18 protein-coding genes are annotated in these 16,806 nt (G+C 36.2%); 7 read left to right on the top strand and 11 right to left on the bottom strand.

Annotated elements, in window-relative coordinates; translation table 11 throughout:
- The first annotated feature begins 81 nt into the window (after nt 1-81).
- Together AC2TFD_RS20170 and AC2TFD_RS20165 are read left to right on the top strand one after the other, a co-directional pair.
- A complete protein-coding gene (locus tag AC2TFD_RS20170; RefSeq protein WP_335518892.1) occupies nt 82-1,005 on the top strand; it encodes a lysylphosphatidylglycerol synthase domain-containing protein in 924 nt (307 codons plus the stop codon).
- A 97-nt stretch (nt 1,006-1,102) separates the two neighbouring features.
- Nucleotides 1,103-2,245 (top strand): D-alanyl-D-alanine carboxypeptidase family protein, encoded by a 1,143-nt coding sequence (locus AC2TFD_RS20165; protein ID WP_484673830.1) that lies wholly within the window; start codon nt 1,103-1,105, stop codon nt 2,243-2,245.
- Nucleotides 2,246-2,271: 26 nt separating this feature from the next.
- Here AC2TFD_RS20165 and modB read toward each other — a convergent pair whose 3' ends face one another.
- From modB to AC2TFD_RS20150, 3 genes are all read right to left on the bottom strand, one after another.
- Nucleotides 2,272-2,940, bottom strand: a complete 669-nt coding sequence (gene modB, locus AC2TFD_RS20160; RefSeq protein WP_484673829.1) for a molybdate ABC transporter permease subunit — start codon at nt 2,938-2,940, stop codon at nt 2,272-2,274.
- Between the two features lie 2 nt (nt 2,941-2,942).
- Nucleotides 2,943-3,728, bottom strand: a complete 786-nt coding sequence (modA, locus tag AC2TFD_RS20155) for a molybdate ABC transporter substrate-binding protein (protein WP_484673828.1) — start codon at nt 3,726-3,728, stop codon at nt 2,943-2,945.
- A gap of 141 nt (nt 3,729-3,869) precedes the next feature.
- A complete protein-coding gene (locus AC2TFD_RS20150; protein WP_335518882.1) occupies nt 3,870-4,112 on the bottom strand; it encodes a YkuS family protein in 243 nt (80 codons plus the stop codon).
- A 99-nt stretch (nt 4,113-4,211) separates the two neighbouring features.
- On the opposite strand from AC2TFD_RS20150, the gene AC2TFD_RS20145 reads away from it, so the two are divergent.
- A complete protein-coding gene (locus AC2TFD_RS20145) occupies nt 4,212-4,343 on the top strand; it encodes a YuzL family protein (RefSeq protein ID WP_335569764.1) in 132 nt (43 codons plus the stop codon).
- A gap of 34 nt (nt 4,344-4,377) precedes the next feature.
- On the opposite strand, the gene AC2TFD_RS20140 is transcribed toward AC2TFD_RS20145, so the two are convergent.
- From AC2TFD_RS20140 to AC2TFD_RS20130, 3 genes are all read right to left on the bottom strand, one after another.
- Nucleotides 4,378-6,000, bottom strand: coding sequence for an ABC-F family ATP-binding cassette domain-containing protein (locus AC2TFD_RS20140; protein WP_335569765.1), 1,623 nt, complete (start codon nt 5,998-6,000; stop codon nt 4,378-4,380).
- Nucleotides 6,001-6,404: 404 nt separating this feature from the next.
- Nucleotides 6,405-7,004, bottom strand: coding sequence for an SCO family protein (locus AC2TFD_RS20135; protein WP_335519853.1), 600 nt, complete (start codon nt 7,002-7,004; stop codon nt 6,405-6,407).
- An 89-nt stretch (nt 7,005-7,093) separates the two neighbouring features.
- Nucleotides 7,094-7,795 carry a Crp/Fnr family transcriptional regulator gene (locus AC2TFD_RS20130; RefSeq protein ID WP_484673827.1) on the bottom strand — a complete coding sequence of 234 codons (702 nt, stop codon included), beginning with the start codon at nt 7,793-7,795 and terminating at the stop codon, nt 7,094-7,096.
- 474 nt (nt 7,796-8,269) lie between these two features.
- Here AC2TFD_RS20130 and AC2TFD_RS20125 point away from each other — a divergent pair, with 474 nt between their 5' ends.
- A complete protein-coding gene (locus AC2TFD_RS20125) occupies nt 8,270-10,198 on the top strand; it encodes an endonuclease MutS2 (RefSeq protein WP_484673826.1) in 1,929 nt (642 codons plus the stop codon).
- A gap of 25 nt (nt 10,199-10,223) precedes the next feature.
- On the opposite strand, the gene AC2TFD_RS20120 is transcribed toward AC2TFD_RS20125, so the two are convergent.
- The gene (locus AC2TFD_RS20120) at nt 10,224-10,358 is read right to left on the bottom strand and encodes a hypothetical protein (protein WP_335519862.1); all 135 of its coding nucleotides are present in this window, start codon (nt 10,356-10,358) and stop codon (nt 10,224-10,226) included.
- Between the two features lie 99 nt (nt 10,359-10,457).
- Here AC2TFD_RS20120 and AC2TFD_RS20115 point away from each other — a divergent pair, with 99 nt between their 5' ends.
- Nucleotides 10,458-10,643 (top strand): cold-inducible protein YdjO-related protein, encoded by a 186-nt coding sequence (locus AC2TFD_RS20115; protein WP_335519871.1) that lies wholly within the window; start codon nt 10,458-10,460, stop codon nt 10,641-10,643.
- 43 nt (nt 10,644-10,686) lie between these two features.
- On the opposite strand, the gene AC2TFD_RS20110 is transcribed toward AC2TFD_RS20115, so the two are convergent.
- The 4 genes from AC2TFD_RS20110 to yhfH (AC2TFD_RS20095) all read right to left on the bottom strand — a co-directional run bounded on the left by AC2TFD_RS20110 (nt 10,687) and on the right by yhfH (AC2TFD_RS20095) (nt 11,619).
- Nucleotides 10,687-10,938: a transcriptional regulator SplA domain-containing protein gene (locus tag AC2TFD_RS20110; protein ID WP_335519873.1), complete on the bottom strand. Its 252-nt coding sequence runs from the start codon at nt 10,936-10,938 to the stop codon at nt 10,687-10,689.
- A 19-nt stretch (nt 10,939-10,957) separates the two neighbouring features.
- The gene (locus tag AC2TFD_RS20105) at nt 10,958-11,128 is read right to left on the bottom strand and encodes a hypothetical protein (RefSeq protein ID WP_335519865.1); all 171 of its coding nucleotides are present in this window, start codon (nt 11,126-11,128) and stop codon (nt 10,958-10,960) included.
- A 142-nt stretch (nt 11,129-11,270) separates the two neighbouring features.
- The gene (gene yhfH, locus AC2TFD_RS20100; RefSeq protein ID WP_335569769.1) at nt 11,271-11,405 is read right to left on the bottom strand and encodes a protein YhfH; all 135 of its coding nucleotides are present in this window, start codon (nt 11,403-11,405) and stop codon (nt 11,271-11,273) included.
- 79 nt (nt 11,406-11,484) lie between these two features.
- Nucleotides 11,485-11,619: a protein YhfH gene (gene yhfH / locus AC2TFD_RS20095; protein ID WP_335569770.1), complete on the bottom strand. Its 135-nt coding sequence runs from the start codon at nt 11,617-11,619 to the stop codon at nt 11,485-11,487.
- Between the two features lie 294 nt (nt 11,620-11,913).
- On the opposite strand from yhfH (AC2TFD_RS20095), the gene AC2TFD_RS20090 reads away from it, so the two are divergent.
- Nucleotides 11,914-14,070, top strand: coding sequence for a PAS domain S-box protein (locus tag AC2TFD_RS20090; protein ID WP_335569771.1), 2,157 nt, complete (start codon nt 11,914-11,916; stop codon nt 14,068-14,070).
- Between the two features lie 138 nt (nt 14,071-14,208).
- Entirely contained in the window at nt 14,209-16,266 is a 2,058-nt protein-coding gene (fdhF, locus tag AC2TFD_RS20085; protein WP_484673825.1) for a formate dehydrogenase subunit alpha, read from the top strand.
- Nucleotides 16,267-16,806 lie beyond the last annotated feature (540 nt).

The following is a 16,806-nucleotide window of genomic DNA, read 5'->3' as shown; positions in this document are numbered from 1 at the left end:
TTTCTAGTGCTCATACATATACATATAAAAGAAGCGTTTTTTCGAATAGACAGCATTGAAAAAATAGGTGGTATTCTGAGAATGAAAAAAGAAAAATGGTTTACATTTGTAAAATTTATCTTCCCGCTTCTATTATTAATAATTGTAATCCTAGAATTAAAAAAGTTTATCGGGAATTTAGATGTTGGTTTACTACAAAATGAAATTGGACAACTGCAATTTAGTGCTTTGCTTCTAATATTTAGTGTTATGTTTGCTGCTGTTTTACCAATGCTGTTTTATGATTTTATGTTAATAAAGATTCTGGGGTTACGAGCAAGAACAAAAACAGTCATAAAACAGGCACTTATCGTGAACACCTACTCAAATCTGTTTGGTTTTGGCGGTCTAATTGGTGCAATGTTAAGAACCTACTTTTATCATAAACTAGAAAATGATAAGCGAAGGCTAGTGGGGGGAATTGCAGTAATTACCTTCTTTTATATGACAGGGATGGCGCTCTTAGCCTTACTAGTAGTAGTGGGTTTCCGAGATCATCCCATTTTTGTACAAACGAAGTGGCTTTTTTTAGCTGTTTTGAGTGTGTCTTGCTATTTACCTCTTTTTTGGGGATTAAATGTTGTTAATAAAAGCAGGAACAAGCAAACTTTCATAACTTCAGGAGAAGCTGTAAAATTATTTTGTATTTCTTTGTTTGAGTGGACAGCAGTATTTGGCGGTATTTGGTTTTTAACCTTGATGATGAACATACCTCTTAACTTTGAACAGCTGTTTCCTGTTTATGTGGTAGCGGCGTGTGCAGGTATTATTAGCATGATTCCAGGCGGTCTGGGATCCTTCGATTTGGTGTTTATCTGGGGCATGCAATACTTATATGTACCGGAGGAAAAGGTACTTGCTGTCCTTTTATTCTACCGGTTAGGATATTATTTGGTACCATTTTTGTTCAGTACAGTCCTTATGGTAAAGCCTTTTATTATTACGATTATTTCAAGTAAACGCTGAATTTTTTTCGTTTTAATAACAAATTTCCTATATATATTTACATGCTTTTATAATTTGATAAAATCAGGTGATAAAGAAAAGGTAAGGATGTTGTAACTTGGCTAAATTTGTATCGTTCATTGCATTACTATTTCTCATTTTATCAAACCAATTGATCACATATGCAGAAGAAAAACAGGCTCTAGAGATAAAAAGTGAAGCAGCTGTTCTGATGGATTCAGAAACAGGTGCAATTTTATATGATAAAAACAGTGAGGAAAAATTATATCCTGCGAGTTTGACGAAAATAGCGAGTGCTATTTATGCGATTGAAAATGCAAACCTTGAGGATGTTGTAACTGTAAGCTCTAGGGCGGTAAATGAAGATGGGACGAAGGTATATTTAGAAGAAGGAGAGAAGGTTCCTTTAAAAAAGTTGATCCAGGGAATGTTGATAAACTCAGGAAATGACGCAGCTGTAGCAATCGCTGAACATGTAGATGGATCAGTAGAGCAGTTTGCAAAAAATATGAATGCCTATCTAAAAGAGAAAGTTGGTGTTCGTGATACTCATTTCACCAACCCGAATGGATTATTTGATGAAAACCATTATACAACGGCGTTAGACCTAGCCTTGATCACAAACTACGCAAAAAAAAATCCTGTATTTTCGGAGATTTTTAGAACAAAAGAGCTTGATTGGATTGGAAAGTCATGGCAAACAACCATATTGACACACCATCGTCTACTAAAAGGAGAAATCCCCTTTGAAGGTATTACAGGCGGGAAGACGGGGTTTGTAAATGAATCCAAACATACGTTAGCAACAACGGCTGAAAATGATAAAATAAAGCTTACTGCGATTGTTCTAAAAGCGGATAGTAGTAATGAATCGTATGACGATACTGAAAATCTTATTGAATATGGGTTAAAAAACTTTCATCATCGAGTGGTAAAACAAAACGAGCTTTTTACAGTGGAAGAAAAGATATATCATCCTAAAACAAATACTTTGGTAACGGAACATATCAATGGCTCTGAACAGGATATCACCAAAAATGGGGTCCTGGAAGTAATGAACGATGGACAAGTCATTCAATCTTTACAGCTTGAAGTAAAAGAACCAAAACATGTAAGTATAAAGGAAGAAAAGGAGTTAGCTAGCGAAAAAAGCAGTTTCAATATCTTTTTGGGGATTATCTTTTTTGCATTTGCGGGTGTCTTTCTTGGAGTTCGAAAAAAGCTGGTAAGAAAACAATAGTATTAGCAAAAGCCATGAAAATTTATTCATGGCTTTTTTTGTACGAAGTTTGAAAGCAGAAGCATGAGGAAGGAGATGACCACCATTGAAAGAACAAATGACCAAGCTAAACTCATGTTTCCAGACTCCATTGCCACGTAAATTGCGGTTGGAGCAGTCTGTGTTTTTCCTGGTATATTCCCTGCAAACATTAAGGTGGCGCCAAATTCACCTAGTGCCCGTGCGAAGCTCATAATAAGACCTGAAATAACCGAAGGAAGAGATAAGGGAAGGGAAACAAATAAAAATACCTTCATTTTATTTCCGCCATCAACGCGTGCCGCATTTTCTATGTCAATATCCACAGCTTGAAAACCTAGTTTTACTGATTGGTACATCAACGGAAAAGCAACCGTGGTGGAAGCAATAATCGCAGCCCAAGGTGTAAACATAATGGAATGTTGAAAGAATTCCTCAATAAAAGCACCAACGGGACTGTGCCTGCCAAAAAAATAAATCAATAAAAATCCTATCACCGTGGGTGGAAGAACAATTGGAAGCATAAGAAAAGTCTCGAGCAGCATTTTTCCTTTAAAACTCTTGTTGTATAATAGTCTCGCAAATACGATTCCAAAAAAACAGACAATAATGACAGAAATGGAAGCAACTTCTAGAGAAAATTTAAGCGGGTGCCAAAAATCATTTGAAAACATCATCATCAATCCAATACTTTAAATCCATATTTTTTAAAAATGGTTTTTGCTGAAGTACTTTGTAAGTAGGTGAGAAACAACTCAGCCTCATTTTTATGAGAAGTAGACTTTATTATACCGGCAGGGTAAACAATAGGATCATGTGTCTCTTCATCTGCAGTTGCAACAACCTTTACTTTATTTGAACTGTTAATATCAGTTGCATAAACAATCCCTGCATCCACATTACCTGTTTCAACATATGTTAAGACCTGACGGACATCCTTTGTTTGTATGAGATTAGGTTCTAATTGCTTCCATATTCCAGCATTTTCAAGAGTTTGTTTTGCATATTTACCAGCTGGAACAGATTCAGGTATTCCAATGGCAATTTTATTAACCTGACTAAGTCCCAGATCTGAAAATCCGTTTAATGAGAACTGATTTTCTTTGTTGGTAATCAAAACAAGTTGGTTTCCTAATAAGTCAATTTGCTTTTCACGATCTATTATGGCTTCCTGAATTAATTCATTAAATTGATCGTGGGAAGCGGAGAGGAATATATCGACAGGAGCTCCCTGAAGGATTTGTTGTTTCAATGCACCCGATCCACCAATATTGTAGAGAAGTTTAATTTGTGGATTCTTTTCTTCAAACTGTTTTTTTATTTCTACAAGTGCTTCATTAAGACTGGCAGCAGCCGAAATCGTTAATTCAATTTTTTTTGTTTGTTGTTGTGATTTTTCAGGGGAACATGCCGACAGGCCAATAAATAAGTAAATGGAGAGACCGACAAAAAAAGATTTTCTCATGAATTACTTCCTCTCATAATCTATCAAAGTTTCCTCTTTCTATTATAACGAAAGAATATACTTCCTTAAAGTAGGGCATAAAAAAACTGCCTGGGCGGCAGTTTTAAGTATAATCGAACATTTTCCTATGTTGTTCTCTTGCTACTGAAGTCTGCTTTCGACTTTTTGGCATACTTCATCTGCAGTCATTCCATGTGCTTCAATGACTGAACCTTTTGTTTGGGTATCCTGCATTCCCATTACATTGGAATCTAAACCAGTAACAACACAGCAATCGCAGTTCTGTGCATCTGATTCCTGTCTCAATTGAACGACATCATGCCCTTTTTCCCTTAAAGCTTGTTGAATATCTGTTAAAGATTCTTCTACTCCAATTTTCGCCATACAAAACACCTCCTCCATTAAATTATCATCCCAAAGTACTCGTTAATTATTCTGTATAAGTCCCGACAAACTTCAAAAACTAAAAAAGGAGGTGTAACTATGGGAAAGCGTAAAAAGGATCCATCTACCATTGGCTTGGCATCACCACAAGTAGAAGGCCAAGGAACAACCACAACAGAAACTGGAAATAGAACAGCATCGTCATCACGCAGGAAACAAAAGAAAGATTAAAAAAAGCGGGCACATCGGGTGCCCGCTTTTTAATTTATTTATTGTACATTTCAGCAACTTGTTTTTGAATTTCACTATTTTCAAGGTATTCATCATATGTCATTTGCTTATCCATTAAACCATTTGGTGTTATTTCGAAAATTCGGTTCGCAATGGTTTGAATAAACTGATGGTCATGTGAGGAGAAAATAAGAGACCCTTTAAAGTTTATTAAACCATTATTTAATGCTGTAATGGATTCCAAGTCAAGATGGTTAGTCGGCTCATCAAGAAGTAAAACGTTTGCCCCATTTAACATCATTTTTGAAAGCATACAACGTACCTTTTCGCCCCCAGAAAGGACACTTGCTTTTTTAAGCACTTCCTCACCAGAAAACAACATTCTTCCTAAGAATCCGCGTAAAAAGCTTTCGCTTTCATCTTTAGGGGAGAACTGGCGAAGCCAATCAACAAGAGTTAAATCACTGTTTTCAAAATACTCGGAGTTATCCTTAGGAAAATAAGCTTGTGAAGTGGTAATACCCCATTTAAAGGTACCGCTGTCAGCTTCCATTTCACCCATTAGTATTTTAAATAGTGTTGTTTTAGCAACTTCATTGGTCCCAACAAGAGCGATTTTATCTTCCTTATTCATAAAGAAGCTAATATTATCAAGAACCTTTACACCATCAATGGTTTTTGTTAATCCTTCAACTCTTAATAAATCATTGCCGATTTCACGTTCAGGAGTAAACCCTACGAACGGATAGCGGCGTGAGGAAGGACGAATGTCATCGAGTGTAATTTTGTCTAATAACTTTTTACGAGAAGTAGCTTGCTTCGACTTAGAAGCATTTGCGCTAAAACGAGCAATAAAAGCCTGAAGCTCTTTTATTTTCTCTTCTTTCTTTTTGTTTGCATCAGAAGTCAGTCTTGTAGCTAATTGACTTGATTCATACCAGAAATCATAGTTCCCTACATAAATTTGAATTTTTCCAAAGTCTAAGTCTGCAATATGTGTACAAACTTTATTTAAGAAATGACGGTCATGGGATACGACAATGACTGTGTTTTCAAAGTTTATTAGGAACTCTTCTAGCCATTGAATTGCATTAATATCCAAGTGGTTCGTCGGCTCATCCAGCAGTAATACATCAGGTCTGCCAAAGAGAGCCTGAGCAAGAAGTACCTTTACTTTTTCTGAACCAGTTAATTCAGCCATTTTTTTATAATGTAAGTCTTCTCCTATGCCTAGACCCTTTAATAAAATCGCTGCTTCAGGCTCGGCTTCCCAACCGTTTAATTCAGCAAATTCACCCTCAAGCTCTGCAGCTTTCATACCATCTTCATCAGTGAAGGGATCTTTCATATAAATGGCATCTTTTTCTTGCATCACTTGATAAAGTCTTGTATGCCCCATGATAACGGTCTTTAATACTTCCTGTTCCTCGTATTCAAAGTGGTTCTGTTTTAAAACAGCCATCCGTTCATTAGGACCTAGTTGAACCGTACCGGTTTGAGATTCGATTTCTCCAGATAATATTTTTAAAAATGTCGATTTTCCAGCGCCATTTGCACCAATCAGACCATAACAATTTCCAGGTGTGAATTTAATGTTTACGTCTTCAAATAACTTTCTGTCACCATATCTTAAACTTACATTACTTACAGTTATCATTTTTAATATCCTCCAACAGCAAAATATCTATTAATTATACCATTAAAAAGGTTTAAGAGCGAATTCTTTGTTGAATGAGAAAAAAACGTTGGAGAAATTTAAACAAATTGAAGAAAAATTTTCTAATTTTTTTTCGTAGTTTTCACACTTTATTCATACTTTTGTTGTAGAATTGGGTAAACAAGTATTGAAGGAATAAAGTGGGTGAGAAGTAGTATGTCGAAAAAGCAACTTACTGAACTCGTTAATAAGTTAAAACAGGCTGGAATAAAAGCAAGTCTCACAAAACCAAAGTCCAACTACCTATTATCTTTGCAACAAATAAAAAAGTATCCTTCATCCGTGAACTAAATAGGTATTAAAAAGCGATTAATCCCAAGGACTAACCGCTTTTTTATTGCAAATTATTTAATTTCATCCAAGATCTCTTCATAGACTTCTTGTTTGTCAAAATCTTCTCCCATTGGAAACTTGGAAATAAATTTATTGTTTCCGTCGATTAAATAGGTAAAAGATGTATGAACAAATTGCCCATTACCAGGGTCTTTATATTGAAATTGTAATGAGTCCGCAATTTCTCTAATCTTTTCATGTTCAGCTTTAATATTTTCCTGATCGCCAGTAAGGAAAATCCAATGATTATTATTTGAGATTTGAAAAGCATTCATATATTTTAGCAGCACTTCTGGTGTGTCTCTGTAAGGATCAATCGTAATGGTAACAAACTCAATATCTTTACCATACACGTTGTTTTTTTCTAAATCGGCCTTTAATTGAACCATTTTTTGAGTAGTGGTAGGGCAGATATCCGGACAATGGGTATAAATAAATTCGATTAGTTTTAGTTTAGAATCTTCGCTGAAATTATAATCCTCACCATTCTGATCGATTAACGTAACATTGGCTGGTACTTTAGCACTTGCATCCCGAATAAGAAAAAACGAGATTCCTGCCGTAATCCCGATGAACAGAGTTAAACTACATATAAGATAGATTTTTTTCATAATTTCTCCCTCCTACTATAAAGGATAATGAAATTTTTATGAAAAAGATGTGGATATTTCGTGAACATTCATATTGCAAATGAACCCATTTAATCAATGGTACATTGGGAGGCTGGGCAATTTTCGCAATCATTTTCTTTTTTGAGATAGTCAAGATTATGAATGATGATTTTTTTATGATCCATTGAGATTACTTTCTTGTTTTTTAATACTGTCAGCATTCGACTAACGATTTCCCTGGCTGTACCGCAGAAGTGTGCTAAATCTTGTGTAGTAATCGGTACATTGATATGAATACCATCCTCTTGAGGGAGGCCGTAGCTGTTAGAGAGGCGAATTAATGTAGAGTAGAGAGCCCCTTTTTTTCCATAGAGCACTAAATCTCGAAATTTAGTCATGGTCCTTCTAATATGATCGTTCATCCATTTAATAAACTGATAGCTGAGATTACTGTTCTGGAATAATGCTTTCTCAAGTAAATCTAGTTGTATACCAGCCACATATCCGTCTTCTATTACTCTCGCATTGAAAATATAACGTGGATCTTCGGTAAAAAGGGTTAATTCTCCAACGATGTCATGAAGAGAGCATAGGCGGAGGTATAATTCTTGGCCTTCAGCATTCATCTTTGAAATTTGGATTCTTCCAGAGAGAATCATAAACATTTCTGAAGCAGCCTGTCCTTCTTGGAACAGAAATGTCCCTTTTTTTATTTCAATTATTCTCCCTGATGAATGTAAGAGTTCTATTAATTCATTGGTTAGAGCATGCTCTGTTTGCGTATCAATCATAAATACCACCTAAAAATATTTGACCTACTCTAATAATACTTGCTGAACAAATCAAGAAACGGTCAATTATGTTACACATTTTTGAAATTTGCATAAAATAGAGTATTCATTTTGACAAAAATTACTCTTTATTGTATCTTGAGAAAGAGTTAATTTTTTCTAAAAAAAGGGAGTATGTTGTATGTTAGGTGTCGTTCTTAACTAATCCAATCAATTGGATATTTTCATTCCATTTGCCTTTTTCAAAATTTACGTTTGGAAGAAGGTCTATTTGAGTTTGTATTTGGAATGAAGTTAAGAACAATGGGCATACCAGGCATACATAATTTCCATGTAACTGTGTACATTCCTGTAGACAGTTTTTTTTATGGGGAAATTTTGTATTCGAAACGAGCAAACAACTCTCGTTTATTTTGTGCAGCCGCAATGACATTGTTCATTGCGGCTATTTTTATTTATTTGGAGGGAAAAAGATTGAATCAACATACATTTAAAGTTTTGGAAGTTCAAGAAATCAAAAAGAGAATAGCTGAATTTGCATTAACAAATGAAGGAAAAGAAAAAATTTATAACCTTACTCCCTCAACAAACGTTAAACAAATTGAAGCATGGTTATCCGAAGTAACAGAAGCGGTAGATATCCTCACGAAAAGTTCAAGCGTACCCGTTCATGGGTTGGGTGGGATGGAGCAGCTTCTATCTAAATTAAACAAAGGTACAGCACTCCGTCCAGAACAATTATCAAAGCTTCATGAGTTCCTAGATTGTTGTGGGAAAATGCGCAAGTTTATGAAAGAAAAAGTGTATTATGCGCCGAGGGTTACCTCATATGTAGAAGTGATTGAGGAATTGCCTGAGCTAGAAAGTGAAATTATACGTTGTATTCGTAATGGCAGGGTTGATGATTATGCCTCAAAAGAATTATTGAAAACCAGAAAGCAAATTGCCATACATGAGGAACGGCTGAAGGAAAAAACGATGCAGTTGATCCGCTCGAATAAGTATAAAACGTATTTACAAGAGAATGTTGTCAGCCAAAGAGATGGAAGATATGTCATTCCGATTAAAAAGGAATTCAGAAGTAAAATTAAAGGGAGTGTTCTAGATACCTCCGCTTCTGGTTCAACATTATTTATTGAACCGGAAGAAATAGTCCAATATCAAGAACAGTTAACATGGCTGCGAGCGGATGAAGACGTTGAAGTCCAAAAGGTGTTGAGCTACTTAACAGGATTAGTGGAAGAAAAAGAACAGCAACTTTGTTTGGCGATTGAAACAATGGTCCATTATGACTTTTTGTTTGCAAAGGCTAAATATAGCAGGTCGATTAATGGAGTGAAAGTTCAAGTGAATAATGATCAACATATTAATTTGATTCATGCAAAGCACCCTCTGCTTGGCGATAAGGCAGTAGCATTATCAGTAGAGATGAACGATTGGCAAAATGCGCTTGTCATCACAGGTCCGAATACAGGCGGGAAAACAGTTACCATTAAAACAGTCGCTCTCTTGACACTAATGGTCCAATACGGCCTGCATATTCCTGCAGATGAAAAGAGTAATCTTAGTATCTTCCAGCGCATTCTCGTTGATATTGGTGACGGTCAAAGTATAACCGAAAATTTAAGTACGTTCAGTTCAAGGATCGTGAATATCATTGAGATTCTTAAAGATACAAATGATCAAACTTTAGTTTTATTAGATGAGCTTGGTTCAGGAACAGATCCAGGAGAAGGAATGGGCTTGGCAACTGCCATTCTAGAGCAGCTCTTTAACAAGGGAGCAACTTTGCTGGCGACTACGCATTATAGTGAAATAAAAGAGTTTGCTGAAGAACATCCGGGATTTATTAATGGGTCCATGGAATTTGATTTAGAAACGTTAAGCCCGACCTATCGCCTTACGATTGGTAAAGGAGGAGAGAGCCAGGCGTTTGCCATTGCCTTAAAACTAGGAATTCATCCAAAGATTATTGAAAGAGCCCATCAAGTTACCTATAAGGAAATAAAAAACTATGATAACCAGGAAACAGATATCTTTAAACAGAGAGAATTAGAAAAACAAATAATTGTTAATAAATATAAAAATCGAAAAAAATCTGCAATGCCTAAAGACAAAATTCCTGTTTTCAATCAAGGTGACAATATAAAAATTTCACCAACAAATGAATTTGGTATTGTGTTTAGTGGACCTGACAAACAAGGTAATTATATCGTTCAGGTGAAAGGTGAAAAAATATCCGTTAATCATAAAAGAATGCAGCTTTATATATCCGCTAAAGAACTTTACCCAGATGATTATGATTTCGATATCATCTTTCAATCAAAAGAAAACCGGAAGAAAAGTAATATACTTTCCAAAAGGCATGATGGTGAAGTCGTCATCGATTATACGGAATCATAAATGAAGAAGCCTTCCAATCGGAAGGCTATCTTTTATTGGCATATTTTTCAGCAAGTAGTTGTTTTACCTGGTTATAACTTAAGCCAGACTGGCTATTTAATCGTTTTACCTCTTCAATATCTGTACCGGCCGCAGTAAACTTTTTACTTGTTGGTTTCATATTAATTATTCCTTCCTGTTTTTGTTTATGGTAAAGATTGTTTTTAAGCGATGAAAAGGACATTTTTGGTACATACTATAAAAAAAGGAGGCGGTTCCCATTTTTTATGGTAAAAGGGCTAAGGATGAAGAACTTGAAGTAATCATGATTGACACCGAAATCTATTCCTGTATGGATAATGCTTGCATTGGCTGGATGAGAAAAGATTTTGTAACAGACGATTTGCTCTGCCCAATGTGTGGAAACGAAATGGCTGCAGAAATAAGAGAGCTTCCGAAAATTTAATTAGGATAATATTCAAAAAGACTGTCAAAAGGATGACAGTCTTTTATTCTTCTCCAAAATCAAAAAAATGACCATCGAATGCTTTTTGTGCAGATTCAGAACTAGGAAACAGAGCGTCATCATCTTCAATGACATGAAAAGTTTCATTCAAGAAAAGTGCAAGGGCATTCGGATCCTTTGGATGAGCGACAATTTCTGCTGCTCGTATATTAGCTACAGTTGGCACATGCGGATTACGATAGATTACAAACACTTCGTCTCCAGGCTTAGCACTCGAAATATCAACCATATCCATATCCATTTACCTTCCTCTATTAAAGATTTTCATTTTGTTGACGAATTTCATCTCCGGTTAACATGATGTTTGCATCCTCAATATCCTTATGTTCATCTACGGATTCACCTGGAACATATTTTTGTGAAGGATAGATCCCACCATGAATGGATGTTTGCTTCTTATTGGATGAAGTAGTTTCCTTTGCCATCACAAACACCTCCTTCACTAAGCATTTGCTTTATAAATAGGGTTTATTCCTTCCTGAATTTTCATAGTAAAAATCATGGATAATTTTCCTATCTTAAATCAAAAAAACTCCCCATTCATTGGGGAGCGTGTAAATCCTATGTCTATTCGTCTTTATTTGCTAAACAGCGGTCACATTCCATTAAGTAGCTTTCTGCTTGTTCTTCCATATGCTGACCACACTCAGGGCATTGCTTTACTGGCAAATTGCGGAAAAATTCAACTGGACTCATTAACATTAAAAACTCCTCCTTTTTTAATACAGTGTATTAGATTTTGTTTTGTTATAGTACACATTGAATAAAAAAATATTTCTTCTTATTCTTCTCTTTTTGCTAAACAGCGGTCACATTCCATTAAGTAGCTTTCAGCCTGTTCTTCCATATGCTGCCCACATTCTGGACATTCCTTTTTCTGTAAAGTGCGGAAAAATTCAACTGGGTTCATTAACATTAAAAATCTCCTCCTTTTTTAATACAGTTTATTTTAATTCGTACTGTTGTAGTACAGTATAATCAAAAAAAATAGATTTGTGTAGTCCTTTTTAAAAAATAATTTATTTTTTTTGAAAAATGAGTCATTTATCACGTTTTTTTAATTTTGTGCAAGTTTGGAACATATTATGTATGAATGCCTTTTAATGGAATATAAATTCGACAATTATGTGAACAAAAACACTTCCTTCTCTATACTGTTTACATTACAATCATAGTAGCTAGATATTTAGAAAAAGGGGGGATGCTGTAAATGGAAACAGTATCTACTGAATTACATCCATTTTTAATTGTCATCGCTGTTGGTTTAACGATCATGGCGTCATATACAGGGTTAGATATGTTCACATTGATAAAAAGTGTTAAAAAAAATAAGAGGATGCTATATCTTGGCGGTGCTTTGTCATTGGGTGTTGGAATATGGGTGATGAATTTTATCGGACTCATAGCAGCCGATATAAATCGATTTTCAAGTTACCAAATTCCTCTAACGATTTTGTCTATCCTAATCGGGATAGCCTTTTCAGGAATGGCGTTCATTCCTTTTTTTGGCAGAGAGGTTAAAACGATTCATTTGTTATTCGGAAGTTTCTTTTTAACAACAGCTGTTTTTGCTATTCATATCATAAGTATTTACGCAATGAACTTATCGATCGCATACAATGTTCCGCTTTTTGTGTTTTCAGGACTACTTCTATTTGGTTCTTTTTTATTTTCCTTATGGATTCTCTTTTCCTCAAAAACGTATTCAAAAGGAAATCAGACTTGGTTGAAACCTCTTAGTGCCCTTATTATATCCGCAGCCATTGCGGAAGGGCATTTTCTATTAAAAAGAGCATCTACGATTCTCTCAGCTAATACTGGAAATAGTTCTATTAATGAAGATACATTCCTAGTTTATTTAGTATTACTTGTGACAGTTTTGATTATCAGCGGATTAATTGCTTCTAGTACTTTAGTTAGTAAGCAGTTAGCAGAATCTGATACAAATTTAAGGGATATCACAGCTGCATTGGATGCATCGACCATTGTTGCTATAACCGACCCACAAGGAAACATTATATTCGTAAATGATAAGTTTGAAGAAATTTCAAAGTATAAAAAAGAGGAAATTATCGGAAAGAACCACAGGATGTTGAATTCTGGATATCACTCGAAAGAGTTTTTTAAAGATTTGTGGACAACAATACAATCCGGTAAGAATTGGCGTGGGGAAATTAGAAATAAAGCAAAGGATGGTTCTTTTTATTGGGTGGATACCACAATTGTCCCTTTCTTGAATAAAAAAGGAAGGCCTTACCAATATGTAGCGATTCGTTCCGATATTTCAGATCGTAAAAGAGCGGAAGAACATTTAAAGGAATCAATAAAAGATAATACAGACATTCGCTTTGCACTTGACCAATCAACGATTGTTGCCTTTACAGACGCAAGAGGAAGGATTACAAGTGTCAATGACAAGTTCTGCGAAATTTCTAAATATAGCCGAGAAGAACTTATTGGGAAGGACCATAATATTTTAAACTCAGGTCATCAAACGAAACTGTTTTTCAAAGATTTATGGAAGACGATTGGAGAAGGTAAGGTTTGGAAAGGTGAAATAAGAAATAAAGCGAAGGATGGAACCTTATATTGGGTGGATACGACCATTGTTCCTTTCCTGCATGAAAATGGGAAGCCATATCAATATGTTGCCATTCGAAATGATATTACAGAGCGTAAGAGAGCAGAAGAAGTTCTCCATCGTCAAGATAAGCTGGCAGCGGTTGGCCAATTAGCGGCAGGTGTGGCGCATGAAATTCGAAATCCACTGACATCTATGAAAGGTTATGCGGAGTTTCTTACATTAGATGAGAAGGACCCTGAACGCTTAGAATTTATGAATATTATTCTTGATGAGATTGAACGGGTCAATACGATTGTTGAGGATTTCATGGTATTGGCAAAACCTAAGATGGTTGAATTAGAAGAAAAGAATGTGGTTCCAGTCATTAAAAACGTCGTATCACTGCTAGAATTTGAAGCAAGAAAGAAGCATGTGAAACTTTCATTTGATTGTCCACATGAGATTATTCAAATTGAATGTGACGAAAATCGTTTGAAACAAGTGTTTTTAAATTTTATTAAAAACGGTATCGAAGCCATGCCAAATGGCGGCGAGTTACATGTGAAAACAATGATTCATGATAACAATGTTCAAATCTCTATTCAGGACACCGGAGTAGGGATTCCAAAAGATAAATTAAAACAGCTGGGTGAACCATTTTATACGACGAAGAAAAATGGGAATGGGCTCGGGTTAATGGTCAGCTTTAAAATTATCGAAAATCATAATGGTAAAGTTTTTGTTGAGAGTGAGCCAAATAAAGGAACTACCTTTAATATTCTTTTACCAGCAAAGCCAGCATGATCAAGACGGAAGATTTCTCTTTCGTCTTTTTTACTGTTCAAAGAATTGACAAATATTTTTGAAAAAATAAAGCTACTTTTCATTTGAATAGATTAATATGTTTATATAAGTATTATGTTTTAAACTGGAGGGGAAAATGTGGGGGAAGCAAATTTAGTCAAAACCATTTGTGGTTATTGCGGTACAGGATGCGGCCTGGTACTCGAAGTAAAAGATAATCGCATAACGAAAATTCGCGGTGACAAGGATGCACCAGTAAACAAAGGTCAAACCTGCGTGAAAGGTGCTTTCGCTTATGAATATGTTCATTCGAACAAACGATTATTTAATCCGCTTATTAGAAAATCAGGCACATTAGTAGAAACAACATGGGATGAGGCTTACAAATTTATAGCAGATAAATTGTCCAACATTCGAGATACATGGGGTCCAAATGCAATTTCGATGTTTGCCTGTGCTAGAACAACCAATGAATCCAATTATATTACACAAAAGTTCATGAGGACTGTAATAGGCAGTAATAATATAGATGGATGTAACCGAACGTGACACGCACCAAGTGTTGCCGGTCTGGCAACTGTATTTGGAAGCGGTTTCCCAACCAATACGTTAGAGGATTTTGATCGAGCAGAAGTATTGCTGCTAATGGGGTCGAACACGACTGAAGCACATCCAATCATCGCAAACAGAATTAAGAAGGCGATTAAGAATGGTCTTAAAGTAATCGTTATTGATCCAAGAAAAATTGACATGGTTAAATTTTCACACCGTCATCTGCAAATTAATGTCGGTACCGATATTGCTCTAATTAATGCATTCCTTCGGGTGATTATTAAGGAAAACTTATATAGCCAAGATTTTATTGAGCAATTTACGATTGATTTTGATTCGTTAAAGAAGCAGGTAGAACTGTACACACCTGAATATGCAGCTGCCATTACGGGGCTGAATCCAGAGGATATTGTCGAGACCGCTAGGGAATATGCGTCTGCAAGTGGTTCTATGATTGCTTACACTCTTGGGATTACAGAGCACCATTGTGGTGTTAATAACGTATTTGATATTGCAAATCTAGCTTTATTGACAGGTAATATCGGCAGGGAAGGCACTGGAATTATGCCGCTGCGCGGGCAAAATAATGTTCAGGGTGCTGGAGATATGGGCTGTCTTCCGAATCAATTGGCAGGAGCAATGAGTGTAGCTAACGATGAGTTCCGTGCCAGGTATGAGAAAGAATGGAATGTGACGCTTAATCCACATGCGGGTGATACACAAACGAGAACATTTGACAGGCTCGAAAATGGTGAGTTAAAAGCTCTCTTTATAATTGGAGAAAATCCATTACTAGCAGATGTTCATATGAACCATACCAAGGAGCTAATGAAAAAGCTTGATTTGCTAATTGTGCAGGATATATTCCTAACAGAAACAGCTCAAATGGCAGATGTGGTTCTTCCAGCTTGTTCTTGGGGAGAGGTGGATGGTACCTACACGAATACGGACAGGAGAATTCAAAGAGTCCGCAAGGCGGTTGAGCCAGGAGTTAACGTTAAAGAGGATTGGGTTATTCTGTGTGAACTTTCAACGATGATGGGTTATCCAATGAACTATTCAAGCAGTGAAGAAATTTGGAATGAGGTACGAAAACTGGCTTGGGAGATGTATGGAGGCATATCTTACGAAAGACTAGAAAAGGAATATAGTATCCATTATCCATGTCCAACGGAGGATCACCCAGGTACATTTATTATGCATGAGAGATTTCATAATAAGCAGTCTGATGTTAAAAAATCACCATTTGTCCCAGTAGATTTTACACCGCCTCTAGAGCTTCCGGATAAGGAATATCCATTTACTTTAACGACTGGAAGACGATATGAGTCCTATAACACACATTCGCAAACTCGTTACTATGCGGCGGGAGTTAAGGTGAAACAAACCGAAGAGACAGTGGATATTCATCCAGACGATGCACTTGCTCTAGGTATTGTAGATGGGGAAATCGTTCAAGTCCGATCTCGTAGGGGAGAATTGACGGTTAAGGCGAAAATCACTGACCAAGTTGTTCCAGGGCTTGTCTTTATGAGTTTCCACTGGAGTGAAACTCCAACAAATGTATTAACCCTAAACGAATATGATCCAATTTCTGGCACAGCAGAATACAAAGCCTGTGCAGTTTCAATCTCTCGGATTTAAAAGGTAGGCGCGGAGTTTGATTCCGCGCTTTTTTTGTGTTGAATCACCTGAGGACAAATCACTTATAGCAGGCAATGGAATTTGTCTTTTATAAGGGGTCTTGAGTACAAATCACTTATAGCAGGCAAAGTGATTTGTCCTCAATAAGGGGTCTTGAGTACAAATCACTTATAGCAGGCAATGGGATTTGTCCTCAATAAGGGGTCTTGGGTACAAATCTCTCGTAGCAGGCAAAGTGATTTGTCCTCAATAAGGGGTCTTGGGTACAAATCTCTCGTAGCAGGCAAAGTGATTTGTCCTCAATAAGGGGTCTTGAGGACAAATCACTTATAGCAGGCAAAGGGATTTGTCTTCAATAAGGGGTCTTGGGTACAAATCTCTCGTAGCAGGCAAAGTGATTTGTCCTCAATAAGGGGTCTTGAGGACAAATCACTTATAGCAGGCAAAGTGATTTGTCCTCAATAAGGGGTCTTGGGTACAAATCTCTCGTAGCAGGCAAAGTGATTTGTCCTCAATAAGGGGTCTTGGGTACAAATCTCT

The organism is Neobacillus sp. plas4 (genome assembly GCF_057221695.1).
Note: the sequence above shows the minus strand (reverse complement) of the source record. Positions and strands in the feature narration are given on the sequence as shown.